This window comes from Vogesella oryzagri (assembly GCF_040148885.1).
In the GTDB taxonomy this organism is placed as follows: Bacteria; Pseudomonadota; Gammaproteobacteria; order Burkholderiales; family Chromobacteriaceae; genus Vogesella; species Vogesella oryzagri.
Genome location: NZ_JBEFLD010000001.1, coordinates 211,339 through 236,758 on the forward strand (window position 1 = coordinate 211,339; position 25,420 = coordinate 236,758).

The 25,420-nt window shown below is 63.9% G+C and carries 23 protein-coding genes; 16 read left to right on the top strand and 7 right to left on the bottom strand.

Features of this window, described 5'->3' with window-relative positions; translation table 11 throughout:
• Positions 1 to 102 precede the first annotated feature (102 nt).
• Positions 103 to 702, bottom strand: coding sequence for an excisionase family DNA-binding protein (locus ABNW52_RS01075; RefSeq protein WP_349582820.1), 600 nt, complete (start codon positions 700 to 702; stop codon positions 103 to 105).
• A 195-nt stretch (positions 703 to 897) separates the two neighbouring features.
• On the opposite strand from ABNW52_RS01075, the gene ABNW52_RS01080 reads away from it, so the two are divergent.
• A complete protein-coding gene (locus ABNW52_RS01080) occupies positions 898 to 1,230 on the top strand; it encodes a winged helix-turn-helix domain-containing protein (RefSeq protein WP_349582823.1) in 333 nt (110 codons plus the stop codon).
• An 86-nt stretch (positions 1,231 to 1,316) separates the two neighbouring features.
• On the opposite strand, the gene ABNW52_RS01085 is transcribed toward ABNW52_RS01080, so the two are convergent.
• Complete coding sequence (locus tag ABNW52_RS01085; RefSeq protein ID WP_349582826.1) at positions 1,317 to 3,473, bottom strand: TonB-dependent siderophore receptor; 2,157 nt, start codon at positions 3,471 to 3,473, stop codon at positions 1,317 to 1,319.
• A gap of 388 nt (positions 3,474 to 3,861) precedes the next feature.
• Here ABNW52_RS01085 and ABNW52_RS01090 point away from each other — a divergent pair, with 388 nt between their 5' ends.
• From ABNW52_RS01090 to ABNW52_RS01140, 11 genes are all read left to right on the top strand, one after another.
• Positions 3,862 to 5,421 (top strand): pyridoxal phosphate-dependent decarboxylase family protein, encoded by a 1,560-nt coding sequence (locus ABNW52_RS01090; protein ID WP_349582829.1) that lies wholly within the window; start codon positions 3,862 to 3,864, stop codon positions 5,419 to 5,421.
• 10 nt (positions 5,422 to 5,431) lie between these two features.
• The gene (locus tag ABNW52_RS01095; protein WP_349582832.1) at positions 5,432 to 6,751 is read left to right on the top strand and encodes a lysine N(6)-hydroxylase/L-ornithine N(5)-oxygenase family protein; all 1,320 of its coding nucleotides are present in this window, start codon (positions 5,432 to 5,434) and stop codon (positions 6,749 to 6,751) included.
• Positions 6,748 to 7,923, top strand: a complete 1,176-nt coding sequence (locus ABNW52_RS01100) for an MFS transporter (protein ID WP_349582835.1) — start codon at positions 6,748 to 6,750, stop codon at positions 7,921 to 7,923. Before ABNW52_RS01095 ends, ABNW52_RS01100 begins: the two co-directional genes overlap by 4 nt.
• A 10-nt stretch (positions 7,924 to 7,933) precedes the next feature.
• Positions 7,934 to 8,554 carry a GNAT family N-acetyltransferase gene (locus tag ABNW52_RS01105; protein ID WP_349582838.1) on the top strand — a complete coding sequence of 207 codons (621 nt, stop codon included), beginning with the start codon at positions 7,934 to 7,936 and terminating at the stop codon, positions 8,552 to 8,554.
• Positions 8,551 to 10,362 (top strand): IucA/IucC family protein, encoded by a 1,812-nt coding sequence (locus tag ABNW52_RS01110; RefSeq protein ID WP_349582841.1) that lies wholly within the window; start codon positions 8,551 to 8,553, stop codon positions 10,360 to 10,362. Before ABNW52_RS01105 ends, ABNW52_RS01110 begins: the two co-directional genes overlap by 4 nt.
• Positions 10,363 to 10,455: 93 nt before the next feature.
• Positions 10,456 to 11,229, top strand: a complete 774-nt coding sequence (locus ABNW52_RS01115; RefSeq protein WP_349582844.1) for a siderophore ferric iron reductase — start codon at positions 10,456 to 10,458, stop codon at positions 11,227 to 11,229.
• A complete protein-coding gene (locus tag ABNW52_RS01120; RefSeq protein WP_349582847.1) occupies positions 11,213 to 11,980 on the top strand; it encodes an ABC transporter ATP-binding protein in 768 nt (255 codons plus the stop codon). Before ABNW52_RS01115 ends, ABNW52_RS01120 begins: the two co-directional genes overlap by 17 nt.
• A 1-nt stretch (position 11,981) precedes the next feature.
• Positions 11,982 to 13,991: a Fe(3+)-hydroxamate ABC transporter permease FhuB gene (gene fhuB, locus ABNW52_RS01125; protein ID WP_349582849.1), complete on the top strand. Its 2,010-nt coding sequence runs from the start codon at positions 11,982 to 11,984 to the stop codon at positions 13,989 to 13,991.
• 65 nt (positions 13,992 to 14,056) lie between these two features.
• On the top strand, positions 14,057 to 14,935 hold the full coding sequence (locus ABNW52_RS01130; protein ID WP_349582852.1) for an iron-siderophore ABC transporter substrate-binding protein: 879 nt from the start codon (positions 14,057 to 14,059) through the stop codon (positions 14,933 to 14,935).
• A 320-nt stretch (positions 14,936 to 15,255) separates the two neighbouring features.
• Positions 15,256 to 15,738 (top strand): hypothetical protein, encoded by a 483-nt coding sequence (locus ABNW52_RS01135; protein WP_349582855.1) that lies wholly within the window; start codon positions 15,256 to 15,258, stop codon positions 15,736 to 15,738.
• A 933-nt stretch (positions 15,739 to 16,671) separates the two neighbouring features.
• Positions 16,672 to 17,016 carry a hypothetical protein gene (locus ABNW52_RS01140; RefSeq protein WP_349582858.1) on the top strand — a complete coding sequence of 115 codons (345 nt, stop codon included), beginning with the start codon at positions 16,672 to 16,674 and terminating at the stop codon, positions 17,014 to 17,016.
• A gap of 399 nt (positions 17,017 to 17,415) precedes the next feature.
• Here the strand turns inward: ABNW52_RS01140 and mnmA are convergent, their stop codons facing one another.
• From mnmA to ABNW52_RS01155, 3 genes are read right to left on the bottom strand one after another with little or no spacing between them, the layout of a single operon-like run.
• Complete coding sequence (gene mnmA / locus ABNW52_RS01145) at positions 17,416 to 18,492, bottom strand: tRNA 2-thiouridine(34) synthase MnmA (protein ID WP_349582859.1); 1,077 nt, start codon at positions 18,490 to 18,492, stop codon at positions 17,416 to 17,418.
• Positions 18,489 to 19,031: a hypothetical protein gene (locus ABNW52_RS01150; protein WP_349582862.1), complete on the bottom strand. Its 543-nt coding sequence runs from the start codon at positions 19,029 to 19,031 to the stop codon at positions 18,489 to 18,491. The genes mnmA and ABNW52_RS01150 overlap by 4 nt, the downstream gene beginning before the upstream one ends.
• A 3-nt stretch (positions 19,032 to 19,034) precedes the next feature.
• Positions 19,035 to 19,487: an NUDIX hydrolase gene (locus ABNW52_RS01155; protein ID WP_349582865.1), complete on the bottom strand. Its 453-nt coding sequence runs from the start codon at positions 19,485 to 19,487 to the stop codon at positions 19,035 to 19,037.
• A gap of 88 nt (positions 19,488 to 19,575) precedes the next feature.
• Between ABNW52_RS01155 and ABNW52_RS01160 the strand changes: the two genes are divergently transcribed.
• Both ABNW52_RS01160 and bfr read left to right on the top strand, forming a co-directional pair.
• Positions 19,576 to 19,770, top strand: a complete 195-nt coding sequence (locus ABNW52_RS01160; RefSeq protein WP_349582867.1) for a (2Fe-2S)-binding protein — start codon at positions 19,576 to 19,578, stop codon at positions 19,768 to 19,770.
• 116 nt (positions 19,771 to 19,886) lie between these two features.
• Complete coding sequence (bfr, locus tag ABNW52_RS01165; protein WP_349582870.1) at positions 19,887 to 20,357, top strand: bacterioferritin; 471 nt, start codon at positions 19,887 to 19,889, stop codon at positions 20,355 to 20,357.
• Between the two features lie 63 nt (positions 20,358 to 20,420).
• Here bfr and ABNW52_RS01170 read toward each other — a convergent pair whose 3' ends face one another.
• Positions 20,421 to 22,001 (bottom strand): YdgA family protein, encoded by a 1,581-nt coding sequence (locus ABNW52_RS01170; RefSeq protein WP_349582873.1) that lies wholly within the window; start codon positions 21,999 to 22,001, stop codon positions 20,421 to 20,423.
• A gap of 168 nt (positions 22,002 to 22,169) precedes the next feature.
• Between ABNW52_RS01170 and ABNW52_RS01175 the strand changes: the two genes are divergently transcribed.
• Both ABNW52_RS01175 and ABNW52_RS01180 read left to right on the top strand, forming a co-directional pair.
• Positions 22,170 to 23,351, top strand: coding sequence for a DesA family fatty acid desaturase (locus tag ABNW52_RS01175; protein ID WP_349582876.1), 1,182 nt, complete (start codon positions 22,170 to 22,172; stop codon positions 23,349 to 23,351).
• An 88-nt stretch (positions 23,352 to 23,439) separates the two neighbouring features.
• A complete protein-coding gene (locus ABNW52_RS01180; RefSeq protein WP_349582878.1) occupies positions 23,440 to 23,784 on the top strand; it encodes a RidA family protein in 345 nt (114 codons plus the stop codon).
• 87 nt (positions 23,785 to 23,871) lie between these two features.
• Here ABNW52_RS01180 and ABNW52_RS01185 read toward each other — a convergent pair whose 3' ends face one another.
• Entirely contained in the window at positions 23,872 to 25,416 is a 1,545-nt protein-coding gene (locus ABNW52_RS01185; RefSeq protein WP_349582880.1) for a DHA2 family efflux MFS transporter permease subunit, read from the bottom strand.
• Positions 25,417 to 25,420 lie beyond the last annotated feature (4 nt).

A 25,420-nucleotide genomic window follows, 5' to 3' on the forward strand; every position in this document is an offset into this window, starting at 1 on the left:
GACAGCCATACACCAACCCGCCGCTGGCGGGTTTTGTTTTTGCTGCCCTCGCAATGCACGCCGCGGTGGGCTGCCTGCGGCCAACCTTGGTCCCTGCGCGCGCTACAGTACCTGCGTCTTGGCCTGAAAATAGCCCTGCATCTGCTGCTGCGGCAGCGGGTAGCCGTAGAACACCACATTGGCCGGCAGGCTGGCCCACTGCTGCACCATGGCGTTGTCCATGTCGCTGGTCAGCACGATGTCGATGCCTTCCAGCGGATGGTTTGGCTGCTGCAGCAATTGCAGCAGATCAAAGGCGCTGACGCCGGGCATCAGCAGGTCGATGATCAGCACATCCGGCCGCTCCTGGCCGATGGCCACCAGCGCACTGATACCGTCGTCAAAGGCGCGCACCTGCAGCGGCAGCTGCCAGCCGGCCAGCATCTGCGCCAGTTGCTGGCGTTTGGCTTCCTGTTTTTCCACGTGATAGACCAATAGCTGCGGCCGCATCTTGCGTGCCGCTTTGCCGGTGATATAGGCATTGAGCGAGGCGCGGCTGATGCGGCGGTGGCCGCCGTTGGTCTTCCAGGCTTTCAGCAAGCCTTGCTCCACCATGCGCTGGATGGTGGTGTAGCTGACGCCGATGACTTCGGCGGCCTGGCGGGTGGTGACGAACTCTTGTTCCGGCATGCGATAGGCGAGGTAAGGAGTGGAGCGCTCCATGCTACTGCCATGGCCGGACTTTGACAAGAAGTGTGCATATCATGCATTAAATCGTTCATATCATTCAAAAGAGCAAAATCATTTATTGAGGCATTGACCACACATTTTTGGCTGCTGCAAGATGGCTGCACCCGTTTGCCGCAGCGGCTGCATTACGCAGTCTGCAGGGGCACCGGGGTCAGCAAAGGCCAGTCCATGTCACCGCGTATCCAGTTGTCGCCGCAGTACAAAATCATCAATCCGCTTAGCGGGCAGCAGCAAAAAGTCAGCGCCAATGAATACCGGCTGCTGCGGGCGATCCCGCGCGAAGGGCTGGAGAAAGAGCGGCTGGTCGATCTGGTCTGGGGCGGGCGCGGGCGGGCGGTGGGCGATTCCAGCTACTACAACCTGATCTATCGCCTGCGCCGCAATCTGGCTGCCATCGGCGTGGCGGATGGGGTGGTGACCATTCCCGGTTTCGGCGTGTTGCTGCGCTGCGAGGTGGAACTGGTGCTGTCGCAGCCGCTGGTGTGCAACGCTCCGCAGTAGTAAGTGTGCGTTCCGCACGATAAAACAGCCGGGCCATTGGCCCGGCTGTTGCGTTTACGGCGGCGGCCAACGTTGGCCGCAACGGTTTACCACTTGTAGCTGACGGTGGCGCTGACGCTACGACCGGCGCCGTAGTAGCAGCCGCTCAGGTCATAGCACGAGGCCACGTACTCCTTGTCCAGCAGGTTGCTGACGTTCAGGCGCAGCGAGGTGCCCTTCAGGCCGGCGTTGAAACGCGCCAGGTCGACGCGCAATGCCAGGTCCAGCAGGGTGTAGGACGGTAGCTTGGCGGTGTTCTCGTTGTCTGCCCACATGCTGCTGACGTAGCGCACGCCGCCGCCCAGGTCCAGGCCGTTGCCGAAGTTGTAGTCCGCCCACAGCGTGGCCATGTTTTCCGGCGCCATTACCGGGGTGTTGCCGGTGGTGGCACTGCTCAGGCCGTTGACGATTTCCATGTCGGTGCGGGTGTAGCTGGCCAGGACGCTCAGGTTGCGGTTGAGCTTGGTTTTGGCTTCCAGCTCCAGGCCGCGGGAGCGTACATCACCCACCTGTTTGTAGTAGAAAACACTGGCGTCGTAGTAGGCCACGTTGCTCTGGTCCAGCTGGTAGACGGCGGCGGTCAGCAGGGTGTCGGCATCCGGCTGGTATTTGATGCCCAGCTCGTGCTGCTTGGTGGTGGACGGGCTGAGGATCTTGCCGTTCTGGTCGGCGTTGCCGGCGCCGCTGACCTTGAAGCCTTCGCTATAGCTGTAGTAGGGCACCAGGGCCTGGTTCAGCAGATAGCTGATGCCCAGTTGCTTGCTGAGCTTGTTGCCTTGCCAGCTGTTGTTGCCGTTGTTGCTCTCGCTGTAGGGCGACACCTCGGCGTGGTCGTGGCGCAGCCCCAGGGTGACACGCCAGTCCTGCCACGCCAGCTGATCCTGCAGATAGCTGCCCAGCTGCTGGTTGCTGCGCTGGTAATGATATTTGGTGATGGTGCCGTAGGCGACGTTGTAGTTCGGGTTGTCGGTATCCAGGTTGCTGAGTGCGGCAGAGCCGATGTTGTCGCTGCTGTCCATGTCCTGGTAGTCGATGCCGGCCAGCAAGGTGTGGCGGAGCGGCCCGGTGCCGAACTTGCCGGCCAGCTGGTTATCGAGCAGCAGGGTCTTGGTGTTGGCATCTTCGGCGGTAGCGTAGCGGATCAGCTGGTTGCTGTTGCCGCTCCAGCCGTACTGGTAGGCGTAGGTGCCGTCGACGGCGACTTCCTGGTAACGGGCATGCTGGCGGAACTGCCAGTTGTCGTTGAAATCGTGTTCGAACTGGTAGCCATAGAACATCTGCTCGCGCATCACGCCATCGTTGGCCGCACCATCGTAAAAGCTGCTGGACAGGGTCTTGCCGTTGCGGGCGATGACGGTGCCCTCGTATGGCAGCGAGCCATTGGTGCCGCTGTCCGGGGCATGCGACAGGTAGGCCTGCAGCAGCAGCCGGTTGTCGCCGTCTATCTTCCAGCGCAGCGACGGTGCCAGCGTGTAGTGCTCGACGTGGCCGTAATCCTGCTGCGTATCCGACGCGTAGGCCTTGCCCACCACGCGGTAGCTGAGGTTGTCGCTCAGGCTGTCGGCATAGTCGAACGCGGCCGCCCGCTTGTTGTGGTTGCCCACCGTCACTTCGATCTCGTGGTAGGCGCTATCCAGCGGCTGCTTGCTGCTGGAGGACACCAGGCCACCCGGGGCGGTGGTGCCGTACGCCACCGAGCTTGGCCCTTTCAACACTTCCACCCGCTCCATGAAGTACGGATCCAGCTGGATCTGCGCCAGCGTGGAGCCGTCCGACACCAGGCGCAAACCGTCCAGATACTGGTTGGTGGTCATGCCGTCATTGAAACCGCGCAGCACGATGTTATCGAACTGGCCGTATGCGCCACGGCCGCCATTGAAGGTGCCGGCGCTGTAGCCCAGTGCCTCGCCTACCGTCTGTGCGCCCTGATCCTCGATCTGCTGCCGGGTGACCACACTCACCGACTGCGCAATCTCTGTGAGTGGGGTGTCGGTCTTGGTTGCAGTCTTGCTCGATTTCACCGTGTAGCCGCGGGTGGGGGCCGTGGCGCTGGCGTCCTGCGTGCCGCTTACCACCACGGTGTCCAGCGTGGTGCCGTCGGCGGCGAAGGCCTGGCTTACCGCCAGGGCGAGGGTGGCGATGCACAGGGCGCTGCCTAGCGGGTGGGCCGGCTGCCGGCGACGGGCCTGTTGTCTGTTCTGCATGTGTGTATGTCCGTGTGTTGAATCGCGCTGCGATGCGGTGGGGAAAGCAGGGCCGGGCCGGCCGCTGCTGCCGGTGCGTGCTGCCAGCAGGCGTGGATCCGTGTGGCAACGATGCGAATAATATTGATAATAATTATCATTGGCAATATGATGCGGATCATGCCAAACAGGAGAGCGAAGTGATGGAACGCTGCAACCGATGCTGCCAGCAGGCCCAGGCCACTCCGGACGCGGGCGAGGGCGCCTGTACGCAAATGGGCCGTGCCATACCACGGCTCTGCGTGTAACAGGCTTGTGTCAGCACGGCGCTGCGGCTGCGGCCGGTGGCGCCGGATGCAAGCATGGACCACCCACCCTGTCGTGATGATAGGCCATGCGAGACTTGAACATGTCCATCAAGCAAATCGTTAGCAACGACAGCCCGGTGCTGTCGCGAGCGGACGTGCCGGGCAAGCGGCACCTTTTCAACCAGCACAACCTGGCGGCATTCCGCCAGGGCATCGAACAGAGTCTGCAACTGGTGAGCCACCGCCTGGCCGCAGTGTCGCAGCCGTTCAGTGGCGTGCTGCCGCAGGAGCTGGCCCCGGCTTTTGCCGGCATCGATCTGGATCAGGCCGTCGGCGATCACGCCGCGGTGCTGGCCGAACTGGCCACCCTGTATCTGGACGATGCCGTCTACTTTCACCACCCACGCTACGTGGCGCACCTGAACTGCCCGGTGTTGCTGCCGGCGATCATGGCGGAGCTGATCCTGTCGGCGGTCAACTCCTCGCTGGACACCTGGGACCAGAGCGCCGGCGGCACCTTCATCGAGCAGAAGCTGATCGACTGGACGCTGGGCCGCATCGGCCTGGGCCCGGCAGCCGACGGCGTGTTCACCAGCGGCGGCACCCAGTCCAACCTGATGGCGCTCTTGCTGGCGCGCGACAGCCACTGCGCACGCCAGACCGGCGGCAACGTCAAGCTGCACGGCCTGCCGGCCGACTTCGGTCGCCTGCGTATTCTGTGCTCCAGCGCCAGCCACTTCAGCGTGCAGAAATCCGCCGCCTTGCTGGGCCTGGGCTACGACGCGGTGATCAGCGTGCCGTGCGACGCGCAGCAGCGCATGGACAGCGCGGCGCTGGCGCAGGAAATTGCCCGCTGCCATGCCGACAACCTGCAGCCGATCGCGGTGGTGGCCACCGCCGGCACCACCGACTTCGGCAGCATCGATCCGCTCACCGCCATCGCCGCGCTGTGCCGCCAGCACGGCATCTGGCTGCATGTCGATGCCGCCTACGGCGGCGCGCTGCTGGTGTCACCGCAGTACCGCCATTGGCTGGCCGGCATCGAACAGGCCGATTCGGTCACCGTCGACTATCACAAATCCTTCTTCCAGCCGGTGAGCTGCAGCGCCTTCTTCGCCCGCGACCGCCGCCACTTCGCTCATGTCACCTGCCACGCCGACTACCTCAACCCGCTGAGCGCAGCGCAGGAAGGCACACCCAATCTGGTCAACAAGAGCCTGCAGACCACGCGCCGTTTCGACGCGCTGAAGTTGTGGCTGACGCTGCGCAGCATGGGGGCCGACGAAATCGGCGCCATGTTCGACCACGTCATCGAGCTGACCCGGCAGGCCTACGCCACGCTGCGCGGCGACGCGGCACTGCAGTTCGCCGCCGCGCCGCAGCTGTCCACGCTGGTGTTCCGCTTTGTGCCGCAGCAGGCGTTGCCGGACGCGGTGCTCGATGCGGCCAACGTTTACATCCGCAAGGCCATCTTTCGCTCCGGCCAGGCGGTAATCGCCGGCACCAAGGTGGCCGGGCGCCAGTACCTGAAATTCACCCTGCTGAACCCGGAAACCACGCTCGACGATCTGCTGGCCATCGTCGGCCTGATCAAACACCACGGGCAGCACTACCTGGCCGGTCAGCGCGACGCGCAGGCCGCAACCGCCTTTTCTGCATGAGGACGCCAGCATGAACAGCAAGATTCACGACTTCGTTGCCATCGGCATTGGCCCGTTTAACCTCGGGCTGGCGTGCCTGAGCGCGCCGCTGGCCGATCTGGACGGCGTGTTCCTCGACAAGGCCGACGGTTTCAACTGGCACCCGGGCATGCTGCTGGACAGCGCCACGCTGCAGACGCCGTTCCTGGCCGATCTGGTGACACTGGCCGATCCCACCAGCCGTTTCAGCTTCCTCAACTATCTGAAGACCAGCGGGCGCATCTACGGCTTCTACATCAAGGAAGACTTCTTCATGATGCGCCACGAGTACAACCAGTACTGCCAGTGGGTGACCAGCCAGTTATCCAGCCTGCGCTGGCAGCGCTATGTCGAGAAGGTGGAGTATGTCGACGGTGTCTACCTGGTACACGGCGTCAACACCAAGAGCGGCGCGCGCGAGCAGTACCGGGGCCGCCACCTGGTGCTGGGGACCGGCACCGTGCCCTACCTGCCGGCGTGCTGCCACGCGGTGGCCGACCGCGTCGGTCATTCCGCCAGCTATCTGACGGACAAGGCCGAGCTGCAGCGGCAGCGCAGCATCACCGTGGTCGGCAGCGGCCAGAGCGCGGCGGAGATCTACTACGATCTGCTGCAGGACATCGACCGCTTCGGCTACCGGCTGAACTGGCTGACGCGTTCGCCGCGCTTCTTCCCGCTGGAGTACAGCAAGCTGACGCTGGAGATGACCTCGCCGGAGTACATCGACTACTTCCACCGCCTGCCGCTGAGCAAGCGCGACAAGCTGATGCAGCAGCAGAAGGGGCTGTACAAGGGCATCAACATTGCGCTGATCAACGCCATCTACGATCTGCTCTACAACAAGCGCCTGCAGGGCGAGGTCGACACCCGGCTGCTGACCAATACCGCGCTGACCGCGTGCCGCTACGACGAAGACGCCGGGCAGTACCGGCTGGCGCTGCACCAGGTGGAGCAGGATGCGCATTTCGAACTCACGACCGAGGCACTGGTGCTGGCCACCGGCTACAGCTACCGCGAGCCGGCCTTCCTGCAGCCCATCGCCAGTCGCATCAAGCGCGACGCCCGCGGCCGTTTCGACGTTGGCCGCAACTACAGCGTCGACCACGCCGGCAGCGAGATCTTCGTGCAGAACGCCGAGCTGCACAGCCATGGTCTGGTGACGCCGGACCTGGGCATGGCGTGCTACCGCAACTCGTGGCTGATCCGCACCATGACCGGGGTAGAGCACTACCCGGTGGAGCGCCAGATCGCCTTCCAGCAGTTCGCGGTGCCGGAAGCGGCGCCACGGGTGGCGGAGCGGCTGAGCGCATGAAGCTGAAGCCGTTCCTGCTGTTGATCACCGCGCTGGCGGTGGTCAGCGACGCCATGCTGCTGCCGTTCTATCCGCAGTTCTTCACCGCCCGTTTCGGTGTGAACGACCCGCAGCACGTCGGCGCCTACGTGGCGGCGATGTGCCTGACGGTGATGTTCGCGCTGCCGCTGTGGGCGCGGGTGGCGCGGCTGCTGCCGCTGCTGCCGCTCTTGGTGCTCACCCAGCTGGCGGCCGGGCTGCTGTGCCTGTACTGCTACTGGACCACGTCGCTGGCCGGCTTCTGGCTGCTGTCGCTGGCCATGATCGCGTTCAAGGGCAGCTACCTGCTGGTCTACCCCTACGTGATGAGCCTGTCGGACGAGGGCGAGCACACCGCCACGGTCGGGCTGCTGTCGGTGATCGTGCACTTCGGCGGCATCGCCGGTGCGCTGCTAGGCGGGCTGGTGCTGCAGGGCATGGATGGCGGGCAGGTGTTCCTGCTGATGGCGGCCGGCGATGCGCTGCAGATCGCCATCTGCCTGTACCTGCTGTGGCGGCAACCGCGGGTTGCGGCAGCTTCGGCGGCCCAGACCGCGCCGGCCACTACAGCGGACGATGCCGCACGCCTGCGCCGCGTCTACCAGCTAGGAGGGTTGATGCTGCTGTTCTACTTCAGCGCCTACCTGGTGCGCGCGTTCTTCGCGCAGCATTGGCAGGCGGTGAGCGGCATCGCCGATAGCCGGCTCGCCGCCGTGGTGTTCGCCGTGCCGGCCGCGATGGCACTGCTGGGGCTGTGGCACAACCGCCGCCGCGCGCGCAGCGGCCAGGCACCGCTGGGCAGCCTGCCGGCGATGCTGCTGCTCGGTACGGTCGGGCTGCTGCTGCAGGCACTGCCGGACACGCTGCCGCTGCTGCTTGGCCGCTGCCTGTTCGGCTGGGCGCTGTTCCAGCTCACCGTGCAGCTGGATGTGCAGCTGTTCCAGCTCGGCACGCCGGCGAGCTACGCCGCCGACTACAGCAAGATCAACTTCTGCCAGAACCTGGGCGTGCTGCTCTCGTCGTTCGCCGCCGGCACGCTGGTGGCCGGTCACGGCCTGGCCGCGCCTTTCCTGGTGGCCGCCGGCGGCTTGCTGCTGACCGCGCTGGCCTATCCCTTACTGGCGGCGACGCCGCGCAAGCTCGCCACCGCCTGAGGAACCTCTGATGACGCTATCCAACCCTGAACGTCGCGCCGCGTCTGCGGCCAACGTGTTCCAGTCCCGGGTGCCCGGTGTGGGCGATTTCAGCCTGCGCCCGCTGGCCGTCCCCGACGACATGCCGCTGCTGCATCGCTGGGTGACGCAGGACTATGCCCGCTACTGGGGCATGCAGCAGGCCACGCTGGCCGAGGTGAGCGATGCCTACCACGCGCTGCAACAGGGCGTGCACACCGACTGCTACCTGGGGCTGTACCACGGCGAAGCGGCCTTCCTGCTGGAGTGCTACCAGCCGGCGCACGACGCGCTGGCCGCGCATTACCCGGTGGCTGCCGGCGATATCGGCATGCACTTCCTGGTGGCGCCGGCCGAGACGCGCATCCCCGGTTTCACCCGCGCGGTGATGCGCGTGATCCTGGACTTCCTGTTCCGCGACTCGGCCACCCACCGCGTGGTGGTGGAGCCGGACGTGCGCAACGCCAAGATCCACGCCATCAACCGCCATGCCGGCTTCGTCTACCAGCACGAGATCGATCTGCCGCACAAGCGCGCCCATCTCGCCTTCTGCACCCGTGAACAACATCAGGCCGCGCGGCAAAGCGCCGGCCAACGCAAGGAACCTGCATGAACACCACCGTATTCGAGCAGCCGCAACACGCCGCCACCCACCTGCAACCGGCGGTCTGGGCCAAGGTCAACCGCCTGCTGCTGCGTAAGGCCATCGCCGAATTCGCCCATGAGCTGTTGCTGCAGCCCGAACTGCAGGCGCAGCAAGGCGACTGGGGCGATTACTTGCTGCCGGTGCCGCAGCAGGACATCGTCTACCGCTTCCGCGCCCGGCTGTTGGCGCTGGAACACTGGGACATCGACGCCGCCTCCATCGGCAAACAGATCGCCGGCAGCGATGCGCCGCTGGACGCGCTGGCCTTCATCATCGAGTTCAAGGCGGTGCTGAACATCGGCGACGACATGATGCCGGTGTACCTGGATGAAATCAGCAGCACGCTGTACGGCAGTGCCTACAAGCACACCGTGCCGTCGCTCAGTGCCGACGAGCTGACCCGCGCCGATTTCCAGTCGGTGGAAACCTCGATGATGGAAGGCCACCCGTGCTTCGTGGCCAACAACGGCCGCATCGGTTTCGACGCCGCCGACTACGGCAACTACGCGCCGGAGGCCGCCTCGCCGCTGCGGCTGATCTGGCTGGCGGTGCACAAGGACAAGGCCACCTTCTCCAGCATCAGCGATCTGTCCTACCAACGGCTGCTGGACGAGGAGCTGGGGGCGGAAACGTTGGCCGCATTCGCGCAGCAGCTGGCGGCGCGTGGCCTGAAGGCCGACGACTACCTGCTGATGCCGGCGCACCCGTGGCAGTGGTTCAACAAGCTGGCCATCGCCTTCGCCGCCGATGTCGCGCAGCAGAACATCGTCTGCCTGGGCTACGGCAGCGATGCCTATCAGGCGCAGCAGTCGATCCGCACCTTCTTCAACCTCAGCCAGCCCACCAAGCGCTACGTGAAGACCGCGCTGTCCATCCTCAACATGGGCTTCATGCGTGGACTGTCGCCGTACTACATGCTGGCCACCCCGGCCATCAACGAGTGGATCAAGCACCATATCGCCAGCGACCCGCTGCTGGCGGCCAATGGCTTCACCATCCTGCGCGAGGTGGCGGCCATCGGCTTCCGCAACCATTACTACGAGCAGGGCATTACCAAGGACACGCCGTACAAGAAGATGCTGTCGGCGCTGTGGCGCGAAAGCCCGCTGCCGCTGCTGCAGCCGGGGCAGCGGCTGATGACCATGGCCTCGCTGCTGCATGTCGATGCCGATGGCCGCGCGCTGCTGCCGGCGCTGATCCGCTCCTCCGGGCTGGACGCAAAGAGCTGGCTGCGGCGCTACCTGACGGCCTACCTCACGCCGCTGCTGCATTGCTTCTACGCGCACGATCTGGTGTTCATGCCGCACGGCGAAAACCTGATCCTGCAACTGGAAAACAATGTGCCGCTGCGCGCCATCATGAAGGACATCGCCGAGGAGTGCGCCATCCTCAACCCGGACGCGGTACTGCCGGCCGGGGTGCAGCGGCTGGCGGTGGAGGTGCCGGAGGCGCTGAAAATCCTGTCGCTGTTCACCGACGTGTTCGACTGCATCTTCCGCTTCATCGGCGCCATTCTGGATCAGGACGGCATGCTGCCGGAGCAGGACTTCTGGCGCGAAGTGGCGCAGTGCGTGCTGGACTACCAGGCCAGCCAGCCGCAGCTGGCGGCCAAGTTTGCTCGCTACGACCTGTTTGCGCCCGCATTCACCCGCTCGTGCCTGAACCGGCTGCAGCTGGGTAACAACCAGCAGATGATTGACCTGGCCGACCCGGCGAAGAACCTCAAGTTCGCCGGCACGCTGCAGAACCCGATCGCCCGTTACGCCCCGCGTTAACCCCGCCCGCCGCCACGCCGTTGCGGCCAACCTGCTGCTGCTTGGCAGGGGGAGGGCCGGCGCGGTGTGGCGGCGGCATTGCCGGATGCCCGCATGTCACCACTGTTTTCCGTTACCGACAGCACCAGCCTGCTGGCTGCCATCAGCCGGGCGCTGCCAGGGCTGGACGGCGTCATCGCCGCCGCGGCGGCGGACGCCATCACCGCCGATGCGGCCAACCCCGCGCCGGTGCGGCAACTGGTCGCGCACTGGCAGCAGGCACACCCCGAGGCTGGCCCGCACTACTGGGGCAGCCGCAGCTGGACGCTGCTGGTGTGGCAGCCAGTGTATCTGGCGGTGCTGGCGGTGCAGCTGGCCGGCTGCCTGCCACGGCTGAGCGGCATGGCGCAGCGGCAGCACGGCGGCTTCGTCGCCGGTTTTGCGCTGCCGGATGCCGGGCTGCAGCGCGGCAGCGAGGCGGCGCTGATCGCCAGCGCCGGCGCCCAACTGCAGGCGCTGAGCCAGCCGCTGCTAGCGCTGGTGAACCAGCAGGTGAAGCTGCACCCGAAGATGGCCGGCCGGCTACTGGCCGACTGCCTGCTGGCGGCGCTGCTGCACGCGCAGCGCTGCGATGCGCGTCTCGACAACGCGCGGCTGCTGGCGCTGGCGCCGCAATGGTTGGCGGCCCTGGCGCAGCCCGACGCCAGCGCGCTGATGACGGTGGCACTGGACGACGGCCGCCACAAGCTGGCGCTGGAACGCAAGGTGTGCTGCCAGCACTTCCGCCGCTGCGACGGCGAGCTGTGCAGCAGCTGCCCGAAACTGAAACCCGCGGCGCGTCTGGCGCTGCTGAAACAGGAGTTGTCCCACGATGCTGTCACTGCGTGACATTCGCGTCTGTCGCGATGGCCGTACCATCCTGGCGTTGCCGGCGCTGGATCTGGACCCGCACCGTTTTACCGTGATCCTCGGCCACAACGGCTCCGGCAAGTCCACGCTGCTGAACCTGCTGGCGCGACAGTTGCCGCCGGACAGCGGCCACATCCGCCTCGACGGCCAAACGTTGGCCGCATACTCCAGCCGCGACTTCGCCCGCCGCGTCGCCTTCCTGCCGCAGCGGCTGCCGGAGGTGGCCGGCCTGACCGTGGCCGAGCTGGTGCGCCTCGGCCGCTACCCGTGGCGCGGGCTGCTGGGGCGCTGGCAGGCGGCCGACGCCGCCATCGTGCAGCAGGCGATGCGCGACACCGACATCGGCCACCACGCCGGTCACCTGGCCGACCTGCTGTCCGGCGGCGAACGCCAGCGCGCGTGGATCGCCATGCTGCTGGCGCAGCAGTCGCCGCTGCTGCTGCTGGACGAGCCGACCTCGGCGCTGGATCTGGCGCACCAGTACGAACTGATGGCGCTGCTGCGCGCGCTGAACCGCGAGCAGGGGCGCGGCATCGTCGTCATCCTGCACGACGTCAATTTGGCGGCACGCTACGCCGACCGCATCGTGGCGCTGAAGCGCGGCGAGCTGTTCTTCGACGGCACACCGGATGAGCTGCTGGATTCGCCGCGGCTGTCGGCGCTGTACGACATCGATATCCGCCTGCTGCCGCCGGCCGAGGGCGGTCGTCCGGTCGCGGTGGTGGCCTGAGATGCTGGCGACGCTGAAACTGGCCGTGCTGCCGCAAGCTTGGCCGCGGCGCTACCCGCTTACCGTGCTGGCCATCGTGCTGCTGGCGCTGCTGCAGCTGCAGATCGGCAACCCGCTGCCGGCGGCCACGCAATGGGCGCTGCTGAGCCGCGCCCCTATCGATTTCACCGAGCTGCAGTTTGTGTTCGCCGCCTTGCCGCGACTGGCGATGGCGCTGCTGGTCGGCGCCGCGCTGGGCTTTGCCGGCAGCCTGCTGCAGCAGCTGACGCAGAACCGGCTGGTGTCGCCAATGACGCTGGGCGCCAGCGCCGGCGCCTGGCTGGGGCTGGTGTGCGCCAGCATCTGGCTGCCGGACATTGCGGCCAACCATGGCGAGTGGCCGGCATTGGCCGGCGCCATGCTGGCGCTGCTGCTGGTGTTGCTGATTGCCGGCCCGCACGGCATCGGCGGCTTGCCGCTGGTGCTGGGTGGCATGGCGCTCAATCTGCTGCTGGGCGCGCTGGCCTCCGCCATCGTGATGCTGCACGACCAGTACAGCCGCAACCTGTTCATCTGGGGCGCCGGCGACCTGACGCAGCACGACTGGCACTGGCTGCAATGGCTGCTGCCGCGGCTGGCGCCGATGTTGCTGCTGCTGTGGCTGGCGCCGCGCCCGCTCACCCTGCTGCGGCTGGGCGCCAGCGGTGCGCAGGGCCGGGGGTTGAGCCTGTGGCCGGCGCTGCTGCTGATGCTGTTGGCCGCACTGTGGCTGAGTTCGGTGGCGATCACCGCGGTGGGGCTGATCGGTTTTATCGGCCTGTTGACCCCCAACTTCGCCCGCTTGCTGGGCGCGCGCGGCGCCCGCGACGAGCTGCTCTACAGCGCGCTGCTGGGGGCGCTGCTGCTGCTGGCGACCGACGCGGTGGCGCTGCTGGCCAGCGGCTGGTCGGCCGAGCTGGTGCCCAGCGGTGCGGCGGCGGCACTGATCGGCGCGCCGGCGCTGCTGTGGTTCACCCGCCGCCCGTTGCCGGGCGGCAGTCAGCAGAGTCTGGCGCTGACAGCGGCGGCGCGCCCGCTGCGGCCGTGGGGCTGGGCGCTGCTGCTGGCCGGCCTGCTGATGGTGGCCATGCTGAGCCTGACGCTGGCGCCGGGCGTGCACGGCTGGCAACTGGCGTGGCCGGACGCGCTGCTGTGGTCGTTCCGCTGGCCGCGCACGCTCACCGCCATCGCCGCCGGCGCCGGGCTGGCGCTGGCCGGGCTGGTGCTGCAGCGGCTGCTGCGCAACCCGCTGGCGAGCCCCGACATCCTTGGCCTGTCCGCCGGCGCCACGCTGGCGCTGCTGGCGGCGTCGCTGTGGCTGGGCCGACCGCTGCAGCAGGGCGGGCCGCTCATGGCCTTTGGCGGCAGCCTGGCGGTGCTGGGTCTGCTGCTGTGGCTGGGACGGCGCCAGCGGTACGCGCCGGGGATGATGGCGCTGGTCGGCATCTCGCTGGCGGCCTTGCTGGAGGCGGTACTGCAGTTCGCGCTGGCCAAGGGCAGCGCCGACACTTTCGCCATCCTCGGCTGGCTGGCCGGTTCCACTTACCGCGTGTCGGGCCAACAGGCGCTGCTGCTCTCCGGCGGCGTGCTGCTGCTGGCGCTGCCGATGCTGTGCGGCCAACGTGCGCTGACTTTGCTGTCCATCGGCGACGGCGTGGCGCAGGGGCGCGGCCTGCATCTGGCGCGCAGTCGGCTGGGCTGGCTGACGCTGGTGGCGTTGCTCACCGCGCTGGTCACCAGCGTGCTGGGGCCGGTGGCCTTCCTCGGCCTGCTGGCGCCGCACATGGCGGCCATGCTCGGCGCGCGCCGCGTGCTGCCGCAGCTGCTGCTGGCGGCGTTGCTGGGTAGCGTGCTGCTGCTGGTGGCGGACTGGCTGGGGCGGGTGCTGATCTTCCCGCTGCAGGTGCCGGTGGGCATCCTGGCCTCGGTGCTGTGCGGGGGGTATTTCATCTTGTTGTTGCTGGCGCAGCGTTTGCGCCGGGGGAGGGCGTGATGGCGCGGGCGGTGTGGACAATGTTGGCCGCAGCGTTGCTGCTGTGTTCGGGATTGGCGGCGGGGATGGCTGCAGGGGTGGCGGTGAGCGATAGCGACGGCGTGCATCACTTCGCGCGTGCGCCGCAGCGGGTGGTGGCGCTGAGCTGGGAGGCGGCGGAGCAGCTGTTGGAGCTGGGCATCACCCCGCTGGCGGTGGCCGATGCCGCCGACTATCGCAAGTGGGTGGTGCGCCCGGCGCTGCCGCCGTCGGTGCTGCCGGCCGGCGGTCGGCTGGAGCCGAATCTGGAGCTGTTGGCCAGCCTGAAGCCGGATCTGATCATCATCAGCCCCAGCCTGCTGGACATGCGGCCGCAGCTGGCGCGCATCGCCCCGGTGCTGTACTTCGACGCCTACCGCCATGACCACGACAACGCCCAGGTGGCGCGCGACATCTACCGGCAGCTGGCCGGGCTGTTCGGGCGCACGGCGCTGGCCGAGCGGCGGCTGGCCGGCATGGAGCAGGGCTTTGCCCGCCTGCGCGGCCGGCTGCAGCAGCGTTTCGGCGCGCAACTGCCGCGGGTGGACGTGATTCGCTTCGCCAGCCCGGCGGTGGTGTACGTGTACGGCAGCAACTCGATGCCGCTGCACGCGCTGCAGCGGCTGGGCATCGCCGGTACGCCGCAGCCGGCGGCGTCGATCTGGGGGGTGACGCAGCAGAAGGTGGTGCAGCTGGGGCAGCTGCGCGACAGCGTGGTGCTGTACCAGCAGCCGTTCGAGCAGGCCGGCAAGCTGTTCGGCACCCCGCTGTGGCGGGCGATGCCCTTCGTGGCGCAGCAGCGCTTTGCCGCAGTGCGCGCCACCTGGAGCTATGGCGGCATCTTCTCGCTGTACTACCTGGCCGAGGCGATGACCGATGCGCTGCTGACGCTTGATCGGCAACGAATAAAGTCTGTCACGAGGTAATGAAGTCGGTAATGGCTATGGCATTATTTGCTCGTTGCCAATAGCGCTAAACAAAGAGGCCCGGGAGGAGGGGCCTCTTTTGGTTTGAGATTGCCTGGTTTGATGATGCAGAAGGGCAAGGTTTGAGGGGGCGTTTGTGGCCAAAGTTGGTGATGATGCCAATGTGTTAGCATGGCAGCTGTCGGCCAGTAGCGGACGGGCGAGCGTCATTCCGAATAGTGGACAATAGTGTGAAGAACTTGGCAACTTTGCTCTGCCCGAATCGTTAAAGCTGTATTTACAGAACTGTCAGTCAATTAACTATTAATTTTTTGGTGACTATGAAAGTTTCCGAACTACATGCGGCATTCCTGAAGGAGCTCGCCCCCCTTCTTCCAGGGTGGACGTTCGTTGCCAGCCAGCGTGGCTTCAAACGCGTCGATGGTCAGGCCAACTGGCTATTTCATTTGGCGTTCGTGAACCACGAGTGTGACTTCGATGTAGTCGGGAACGTCGCTGTGGAGTTTATTGTCGCCAAGAAGCGGGTAGCTATCGTCGGCGCGCAATTAGGCAACATCGTAGGAGTCGGCCAAACACGGCATTCCGTTCGCTCGCTCGCAACGGCGGCAGAGTCTGCGAAGTCGCTCGTAGCGGAGTTCAATGGAGTCGGTATCCCATTCCTCCAACGATACTCCAACCCTTCTATCACCGTTACGGCGCTCCAACGAGGCGGCTCAGAAGCATTGCTTATCAGTCCATTTGAGCAGAACCATACTCAGCAGATTATGGCTCTGAAAAAACTCGTCACGCCTCCATACAATTAGTTCAACCACCGGCGTCCGTTACCGAGAGCAGAACAACTCGACGATGACTGTCTGCTTCTCGGCTTTAGCATGGGCTGCTTTGGGTCGATACCTGGCGCGAGCCTAACGCATTCTACTCAGCCGAAGCACGTTGTCATGTCATTGTGCTGGCATGACAGCTGACGGCCATTAGCAGACGCCTCACTAACAGGAAAATGTACTTTTGAGATGATTACTCGCCTTGTCGTTTCTTTCTTGATTTGGGCGCTGTGTTACCCCGCCATTTTGCTATATCTGGCCGCGGTGAACGCAATTGCTTTGGTTGCAACAGGTGCCGGACCATTCCGAAGTGACCCCTCAACATCTACAAATGTTGGCTACCTTGAATATTCTCTCCCATTCGGAGTCATTGCCTGGGCATTGCTAGTGGCTATGGATATGGCGTGGATTATAGAAAAGCGAATTGGAAGAGCGATTCCAGTAATTGCTACAGTCTGCGCGGTTGTCGGAGCTATGCCTTTTGAGCGATTAAGCCTTCTCGCACTTCCTGGCGCTCTATTCGCTGCATATTTATGCTGGTGGCACACAAGAGGCTCAGCTCATCTTTCAGCCCCAAAGGCACCATAGGGCCGGAAACAGTCAATGACCTTCGGCGGCAACTGGCCATATCCTACCGTGTGCACTACGAATATGACTCAATCAAAATATATTTAATGCCATTGTGCTACAATAATACAGTGGGGCAGACACAGTCCATGAAGCGGTCCGCAATGTAGCCAACTAACGCTGTCTACGCGAAAACCAGTCGAACTATCTACGCATTCAAATAGGTAAAAGCGGTCATAAACCTAGTGGTGTTGTCTCGATAGGTACTGGTATGTAGGCTGTCTATTTCACTAGCTACCTTAAGCGAACCAGACCACCTTGCATCTTTTGTGTCACAAGGAATACAAAATGAATGAGCAAGCTGCATCCAGAACTATTCTGAAGCTTCTCTCAGTGGCCGTTTCATTATTGGCGATTATTTCCTTGCTTCCTTGGCTGTTCGTGGCACTTTTTTCGATAATGTTATTTGACTCGCCCCGCTCAACAGGTAGCTTCATTACATGGATGCTGTTTTATTCTATCTGGGCATACCCAGGTGGTGTCCTATTTGGTGCGAAATATATCTTCGGCAATAAAGCACAAAACGCTCAACAATATTTTATTGGCATTGGATTAACCATATTGCCAGCTATAATTAGCGTTTGCTTGTTTTTCGCGGTTGACATATTCTGCGCGGGAAAATTTTCGTGCTGAGACTCGTTCTGTCTAACGGCCCTATCGAATGGAGTTCGTTTCAAATCGTCACGAAAATTTGACGAATAACGGTTACGGCTGAGCTGGCACACTAGAACTATCTACTTTGGTGACTGCTCTGACAACTGTCGTTTTAACGGTAATTGCTTGACCGGCAGCAATGGGTCGGCAGCGGTCGTATCTACAAGGCTGTCGAGGAGTACCCTGTATCACGAGCATTTGTCGCTACAGAAAATTACGCCATAGGTCTAGAACCTTTGCTATTGCTAGCTTTGACAGCCTTTATGCTTTTGGAGCACGCTGCTGGCATCGGCGGCGCTATCGTTATAAGGAACAAGGCCCCGCGTAGCGGGGCCTTGGGCGTATGCGTTGCGGCCAACGTTGGCCGCAGGGCAGGGCTTACTGGATGATGCCGCCGCCGAGGCAGATATCGCCGTCGTACAGCACGGCGGACTGGCCGGGGGTAACTGCCCACTGCTTGTCGCGGAAGGTCAGCGTGGCCTTGCCGTCGACGATGGGCGACAGGCTGCAGTCGGCGTCGGCCATGCGGTAGCGGTTCTTGGCGGCGTAGTCGCCGGCGGCTGGCGGCTGCGGCAGCGTCCACGACAGGTCGTCCATCTGCAGCGCCGGTTTCAGCAGCAGCGAGTGGTCGTGCCCCTGCACCACGATCAGCTTGTTGCCGGCCATGTCCTTGCCGCCGACAAACCACGGCTCGCCGTTGCTGTCCTTGCTGCCGCCGATGTTCAGCCCCTTACGTTGGCCCAGGGTGTAGAACATCAGCCCGACATGTTCACCGACCACTTTGCCGTCCGGGGTGACCATCTCGCCCGGCTTGGTGGGCAGGTAGCGTTGCAGGAACTCGCGGAACGGACGCTCGCCGATGAAGCAGATACCGGTGGAGTCTTTCTTGGCGGCGGTGGGCAGGCCGGCTTCCTCGGCCAGGCGGCGCACCTCGGTCTTGTGGATGTCGCCCAGCGGAAACAGCGCGCGAGCCAGCTGGTGCTGCTGCAGGCGGTACAGGAAGTAGCTCTGGTCCTTGCTTTGATCCACGCCCTTCATCAGGTAATGGATGCCGTCTTTTTCCAGCTTGCGCGCGTAGTGGCCGGTGGCGATGCAGTCGGCGCCCAGCTCCATGGCGTAGTCGAGGAAGGCCTTGAACTTGATCTCGGCATTGCACAGCACGTCCGGGTTGGGGGTGCGGCCGGCGGAGTATTCCTTGAGGAAGTACGAGAACACGCGGTCCTTGTATTCCTTGGCGAAGTTGACGATCTCCATGTCGATACCGACGATGTCGGCCACGCTCATGGCGTCCAGGGCGTCCTGCTTGATGGAGCAGTATTCGTCGTCGTTGTCGTCTTCCCAGTTCTGCATGAACACGCCGATCACTTCGTGGCCCTGCTGCTTCAGCAGCCAGGCGGTTACCGACGAATCCACACCGCCGGACATGCCGACGACAATGCGTTTTTTACCCGTCACGGGGAAAATCCTTCCTTCCAGAGTGCAAGAGGCACCACCAGTGGTGGTGCCCCGAAATCTCGCGGCCAGGCATCGATCACCCAGTGTTCGGGGGCGTCGATGGCATCCAGGCCGACGGCGTAGTGCTGGTTGAACAGCAGCGGGGCGCGGAATACGGCCCCGGCAAGATGGTGGTAGTGCAGCCACTGCCGCGCATCCAGCAGCTGCAGCAGCTGCGCGACATTGTGGCTGTGATCGATACAGTCCATGCGTCCGAGGATGCGGGCATCTTCGTGGTTGCCGCCACGGTCGGCGGCGACGGGAGCCTGCTGGGCTGCCAGCTGGTAGAACGCCAGCACCACGTCCTGCAGTGCGTTGCGCTCGTCGCTGGCGGAGTCCGCCGCCTGCAAGCGCTGTTGCATCCAGCTGAGGGCATCCTCGCCCAGTTCAAGCCGGCGCTGCTGATCGCAACCGTAATGGTAACAGAGGGTTAGCTCGGCCGCACCGGCCGGCAGCGCGTACAGCACCAGCCATAGCAGCCACAGCCACGCCCGACGCATGATCTAGTGGCCGTGGTGGTGCAGCACGGATAGCGGCAGACGCTGGCCGGCCAGGTAGTCGTCTACGCAGCGACCCACCAGCGGGCTGCGCCAGCTGGCCTGCTGGGCACGGATCTCGTCCGCGCTCAGCCACACCGCCTCGATGATGCCGGCGTCGAGCTGGCGGTCGTCCGGCTCGGCCGCCGCGTCGCAGGCGAAGGCAAAGCGCAGGTAGGTGATATCGGCGCTGTCTTCCTTGTCGGCGAGGTAGATGCCCACCAGCGCGGTGGCGGTGGCTGGGTAGCCGGTTTCTTCCAGAGCCTCGCGCGCCACGGCGGCGGGCAGGGTCTCGCCGTATTCCAGGTGACCGGCGGGCTGGTTCAGGCGCACCCCGTGCGGGGTGTGTTCGCGCACCATCAGAAAGCGGCCGTCACGCTCGATGATGGCGGCAACTGTGGTATTCGGTTTCCATTGCATGCTGTGCTTTCGAATATTAATTGACAATCGTTATCATCTACTTTTATGATTTCCGTACTGCGATTAATTCTTGATACGGGTGTCATTCATGTACGTCTGCCTCTGCCACGGTGTCACCGACCGCGACATCCGCGCTGCCGTCTGCAATGGTGCCACCCGTATGAGTGACCTGGCAAAAGAGCTGGGTGTGGCCACCGACTGCGGCCGCTGTGCCTGTGCGGCCAACCAGCTGCGCAAGCAGACCCTGCTGCAGATCAGCGAGCCGGAACTGGCTGCTGCCTGAGTCTCTTCACGCCTTTTTAGTTCATTCTTTCTGCATTTTCAGCGCATCCGCTCGCCTTGTACTGGCATGACTATGTGCCATAATCCACGCACTCAATCCCCTCAGGAGCTGCGTCCATGCAAGGCGACAAGAAGGTCATCAAGTACCTGAACCAGATTCTCAGAAACGAACTCACCGCCATCAACCAGTATTTCCTGCACGCCCGCATGTACAAGAACTGGGGCCTGAAGGAGCTGAACGAGCACGAGTACCACGAGTCCATCGACGAGATGAAGCATGCCGATCGCCTGATCGAGCGCATTCTGTTCCTGGAAGGGCTGCCCAATCTGCAGGACCTGGGCAAGCTGTACATCGGCGAACACACCAAGGAAATGCTGGAGTGTGACCTGAAGCTGGAGATGGAAGGTATTCCGCTGTTGCGCGAGGCCATCCACTACTGCGAATCGGCCAAGGACTACGTGACCCGCGATCTGCTGGAAGACATTCTGGAGGGCGAAGAAGAGCACGTGGACTGGCTGGAAACCCAGCTGGGGCTAATCGAGAAGCTGGGCCTGCAGAACTATCTGCAAAGCATGATGGCCGACTGATCTGCGCGCGGCGGCAACAAAAAACCCCACCAAACTTGGTGGGGTTTTTGTTTGCCGGGTGGATTACTGTGCGGCCGAGGCATCCGCCGGCGGTGCTTCTTCGGTTTCCTGCCACGGCAGTGCCACCTTCTGCTGGTTCACGCGCAGCTCGCCACCGGTAAAGCGCAGCGAGGTGGCCAGTTGGCCGCCGTTGCGCTTGATCAGCTGCAGGTGTTCCCACTCGGACAGCTGGGCATCCAGCAGGCTGCGTGCCAGGTTGTCCACCTCGTCCATGTTCGGCTGCTCTTCGGCGCTGGCATCCACGGTGAACAGGTTGCGCGCCTGCGCCACCACCAGATTCTGCAGCGTCTGCTCCGGCAGCTCGATGCTGGCCTGGGCAGTAAAGCGCTTGAGGAAGGCAATCGGGTTCTTCAGATCGGCATCCTGCAACCCAGCCAGCGTCAGGCTACCGTTGGCTTTCACTTCGCCATTGGGCATGCGCAGGTAGAAGGTGTTCACCATCAGCTTGGGGTTGTTCTTCAACAGCGGCAGGCCCTGCTGCATGATGGTATCGATGTAGCGCTTGCGCAGCTGTGCCGGGTCCTTGCCTTCGAACGGCAGACGCGACAGCGCATCGTCCAGTTTCACCAGCGTGGGGCCGTGCAGGTGGCTGGCGGACACATCCAGCTTCAGCGGGCCGTACACGCTGTCGTTGTAGGCAAAGCGGTCAAAGTCCAGCTTGCCACGGGTGTTGACGTATTCGTCCTGTTCGCTGGTCACGATCTGGTAACCCAGCTTGGACAGCTCCACGTGCGACGGGCGGAACTCGCCGGACGGGTTGATGAATTCGCCCACGCGTACGCGGCCAACCAGGTAGATCAGCTCATTGAGCTTGATGCTGTAGGGGATGGCTTCGTTCCAGTTGAGCTTGATGTTGTCCACCGTCAGCTCGCTGGTGCCCAGTTTGACGCCGGTATTGCCCGGGCGCACCTGCGACAGGTATTTGATGCCGCTGAAGGCGAAGCGGCCCTTAGGGCCGGCCTGCAGCACAAAGCCCGGGGTGGTGGATTCGACGTTGTACTCGCGGTAGCCGCTCTGGTAATCCACCTTCAGGTTGAAGCCCTGCCAGTTCATCTTCACCCCGGCCAGGGTTTCTTCGTAGTCGAACTTGGGCACGCTGACGGTCAGTTCGCCACCGCCGGTCAGCCCCAGGCGGTTGATCACGGTGATCGGTTCGGCATCGCCGAAGAAGCGCTGCAGCGTCTTGCGGGTGCTGTCGCTCATGTCGAACTCGGTGCGCACGATGGCGCGCGCCGGGCGCAGGTCGAAATCGAACAGGCCGGGCAGCAGGCCATGCTTCACCTTGTGGTGATAGCGCAGGGTGCCGGCCAGCAGCGGGCGCAGGTTTTCCGGCAGCAGGCCCAGATAGGGGCCCAGCAGCTGTTTGTTCAGTTCCAGCTCGGTGGTTTCCTCGGACGAAAACCAGCCGCGCTGGTAGCTGTGCGACTTGATGGTGAACACCGACGATTGCGCAATCATGCGGTGCTGCTCGGCCAGGGTTTCCTCGGCCTTGAGGCCGGCCCAGTAGGCAAAGCCGCTGTACAGCGCAAAAGTGGCGACAAGGGCGCCACCACCCAGAATGAGATGATGCTTGGAGACGTTCACGGTCCGGCCTGGATAGACGAATGAAGCGGCATCTTACCCTACCTGCGGCGGCTTATGCATGATCGCCCGGCCGTCATGACTGCAAGTCACTGAAATTGGGTTGGTTTTTACCGCTTCATTGCGTGTAAAATGATCAATCGTCTGTAAACCCTGAGGTTTGACTATCACATGGAATGGCTTAATGGTCTGATCGACCTGCCGTGGTGGGGCTACATCGTGGTTGCGCTGGTGCTGACCCACATCACCATTGCTTCCGTCACCATCTTCCTGCATCGCCACCAGGCGCACCGCGCACTGGATCTGCACCCGATTCCCAGCCACTTCTTCCGTTTCTGGTTGTGGCTGACCACTGGCATGGTGACCAAGCAGTGGGCCGCAATCCACCGCAAGCACCATGCACGCTGCGAAACTGCCGAAGACCCGCACAGCCCGCAAGTACTGGGTATCAAGAAAGTATTGTGGGAAGGTGCCGAGCTGTACCGTGCCGCCTGCAAGGACCAGTCCATCATGGACAAGTTTGGCCACGGCACGCCGGATGACTGGCTGGAACAGCATGTCTACACCGCACACAGCGGCAGGGGCATTCTGCTGATGCTGGGCATCGACGTGGCGCTGTTCGGCTTTGCCGGCCTGTCGGTGTGGGCGGTGCAGATGATCTGGATTCCGTTCTTTGCCGCTGGCGTCATCAACGGCATCGGCCACTTCTGGGGCTACCGCAACTTCGAGAACGAAGACGCCGCCACCAACGTGCTGCCGTGGGGCATCCTGATCGGCGGCGAAGAGCTGCACAACAACCACCACACCTTCGGCACTTCCGCCAAGCTGTCGTACAAATGGTACGAGTTCGACATCGGCTGGATGTACATCCGCATGCTGGAGATCGCCGGCCTGGCCAAGGTACGCAAGGTGGCACCCAAGCTGGTGCAGGGCGTATCGCGCGGCCAGCTGGACCTGGAGCACCTGCAGGCCATCATCGCCAACCGTTACGCCGTGGCCTCGCGCTATGCGCGTGAACTGAAGGCGGTGTATCACGCCGAGGTGGACAAGCTGCACCTGCCGGAACTGGGCAACACCGATCTGGCGCGCAAGATGAAGATCTGGCTGAAGCAGGACGCCAAGGACACCCCGGCGGCGGAGCGCGAACAGTTGGCCGCGGTACTGGCCAGCAGCCAGGTGCTGCACACCGTGTACACCATGCGCCAAGAACTGACCCGGCTGTGGGAGCGTTCGTCGCGTACCCGCGACGAACTGCTGGCCGATCTGCAGGACTGGTGCAACCGCGCCGAGGCCAGCGGCATCGAGGCGCTGCAACGCTTCGCGCACAATCTGCGTAACGTAGCCGCCGCCTGAGCGCGGCAGGGTTGCGACAACGCCGGCACTGGTTGCCGGCGTTTTTTTATTGCGTACAATGCGGCCAACCAGACAAGGAGCCTAACCCATGAGCATTCACCGTCACCTTCCGGGCAAACGCATGTCCGAAGCCGTCATCGTCAATGGCCTGATTTACACCGTGCAGGTACCGGAAAGCGGCCAGGGCGACGCCCGCGCACAGACCGCCGAGACACTGGCGCTGGTGGACAAGGTGCTGGCCGAGCTGGGCAGCGACAAGAGTCGCATCATCGAAGCCACCATCTTCATGCCGGACCTGAACGAATTCGACCAGATGAACGAGGCGTGGGACGCCTGGGTGGCCGAAGGCCACGCCCCGGTGCGCTGCACCGTCGGCGCCAAGCTGGCGCACCCGGACTGGAAACTGGAAATCCGCATCGTCGCCGCGGTGTAAGCCAGGCGGCAGCGTAAAAAAAACAGGGCAAGGTTGCAGACCTTGCCCTGTTTTGTTTTTGCGGCCAACGTTGGCCGCAAGGTGTGATCAATGCCCGGCGTCTACCACCGGTGCGGCAGCGGCACCCGGCTTGGGCGGGCGCGAGAACCACACCAGGCCGGTGACGATCACGAACAGGATGGCGCACAGCCAGAAGATCTCGTTGGCGCCGATGAACATGCCCTGTCGTGTCACATCGCGGGCAATCACCCCGGCCGCTTGCTCCGCGCTCATGCCCAGCTGCTGCATATTGGCCAGCGTCTGGCGCGTGCCTTCGTCGTACTGGCTGATGCGGTCGGTGAACTGCACGTGATGCACCGCTTCGCGGTGTTCCCACTGCCAGGTAAACAGCGAGGCACCGATGGAGCCGGCCAGTGTGCGCAGGAAATTGGACAGGCTGGAGGCGCTGGCCAGTTGCTGCGGCTTCATATTGGACAGCGTGATGGTGGTCAGCGGCATGAAGAAGCCGGCGATGGCGATACCCTGCACGAACTGCGGCCAGGCCATGTCGGCAAAGGTCATGTCCGGGTTGAAGGTTTCAAAGCGCCACCAGAAGCAGAACGCGAACATCAGCAGGCTGATGGTCACCACCACGCGCATGTCCAGCCGGTGCGCATTCTTGCCGATCAGTGGCGACAGCAGCACCGGCAGGATGCCGATCGGCGCGGTGGCCAGGCCGGCTTCGGTGGCGGTGTAGCCCAGCTGGGTCTGCATCAACAGCGGCATCAGCACGATGGCGCCGAAGTACAGCATGAAGCTGAGGCTGACCGATACCACGCCGACGCTGAAGTTGCGGTCCTTGAACAGCGACAGGTCGATCACCGGATGCTTGTCGGTCAGCTCCCACACCACCAGATAGGACAGGCTCAGCGCTGCCACCACGCCGTACAGCACAATCTCGCCGGAGTGGAACCAGTCCAGCTCCTTGCCGCGGTCCAGCATCATCTGCAGGCAGCCCACGCCCAGCACCAGCAGGGTGAGGCCAACCTTGTCGATCGGCAGCTGCAGGATGGTGGTTTCGCGGTGGCGCAGCTCGCGCCAGGTCAGCAGCATCGCCACCACCCCCACCGGCACGTTGATGAAGAAGATCCAGCTCCAGTGCCAGTTGTCGGACAGCCAGCCGCCCAGAATCGGGCCGAAGATCGGCGCCACGATGATGGTCATGGTCCACAGCGCCATGGCGATGGCGCGCTTGTCCGGCGGGTAGCTCTGCAGCAGCAGGCTTTGCGACAGCGGAATCATCGGCCCGGCCAGCGCGCCTTGCAGCACGCGGAACAGGATCAGCAGCTCCAGGCTGGGCGCGATGCCGCACAGCAGCGAGGCCAGCACGAAGCCGATGGTGGCGATCATGAACAGCCGCACCTCGCCCAGGCGCTTGGCCAGCCAGCCGGTGATCGGCACCGCGATGGCGTTGGCGACGCCGAACGAGGTGATCACCCAGGTGCCCTGGCTGGTGGAGGCGCCCAGATCGCCGGAGATGGTGGGAATGGCGACGTTGGCGATGGTGGTGTCCAGCACCTGCATGAAGGTGGCCAGCGACAACGCCAGCGTGACCAGCGTGCGCGAACGGCCTTCCAGCGGAGGATGAGCCATGCGG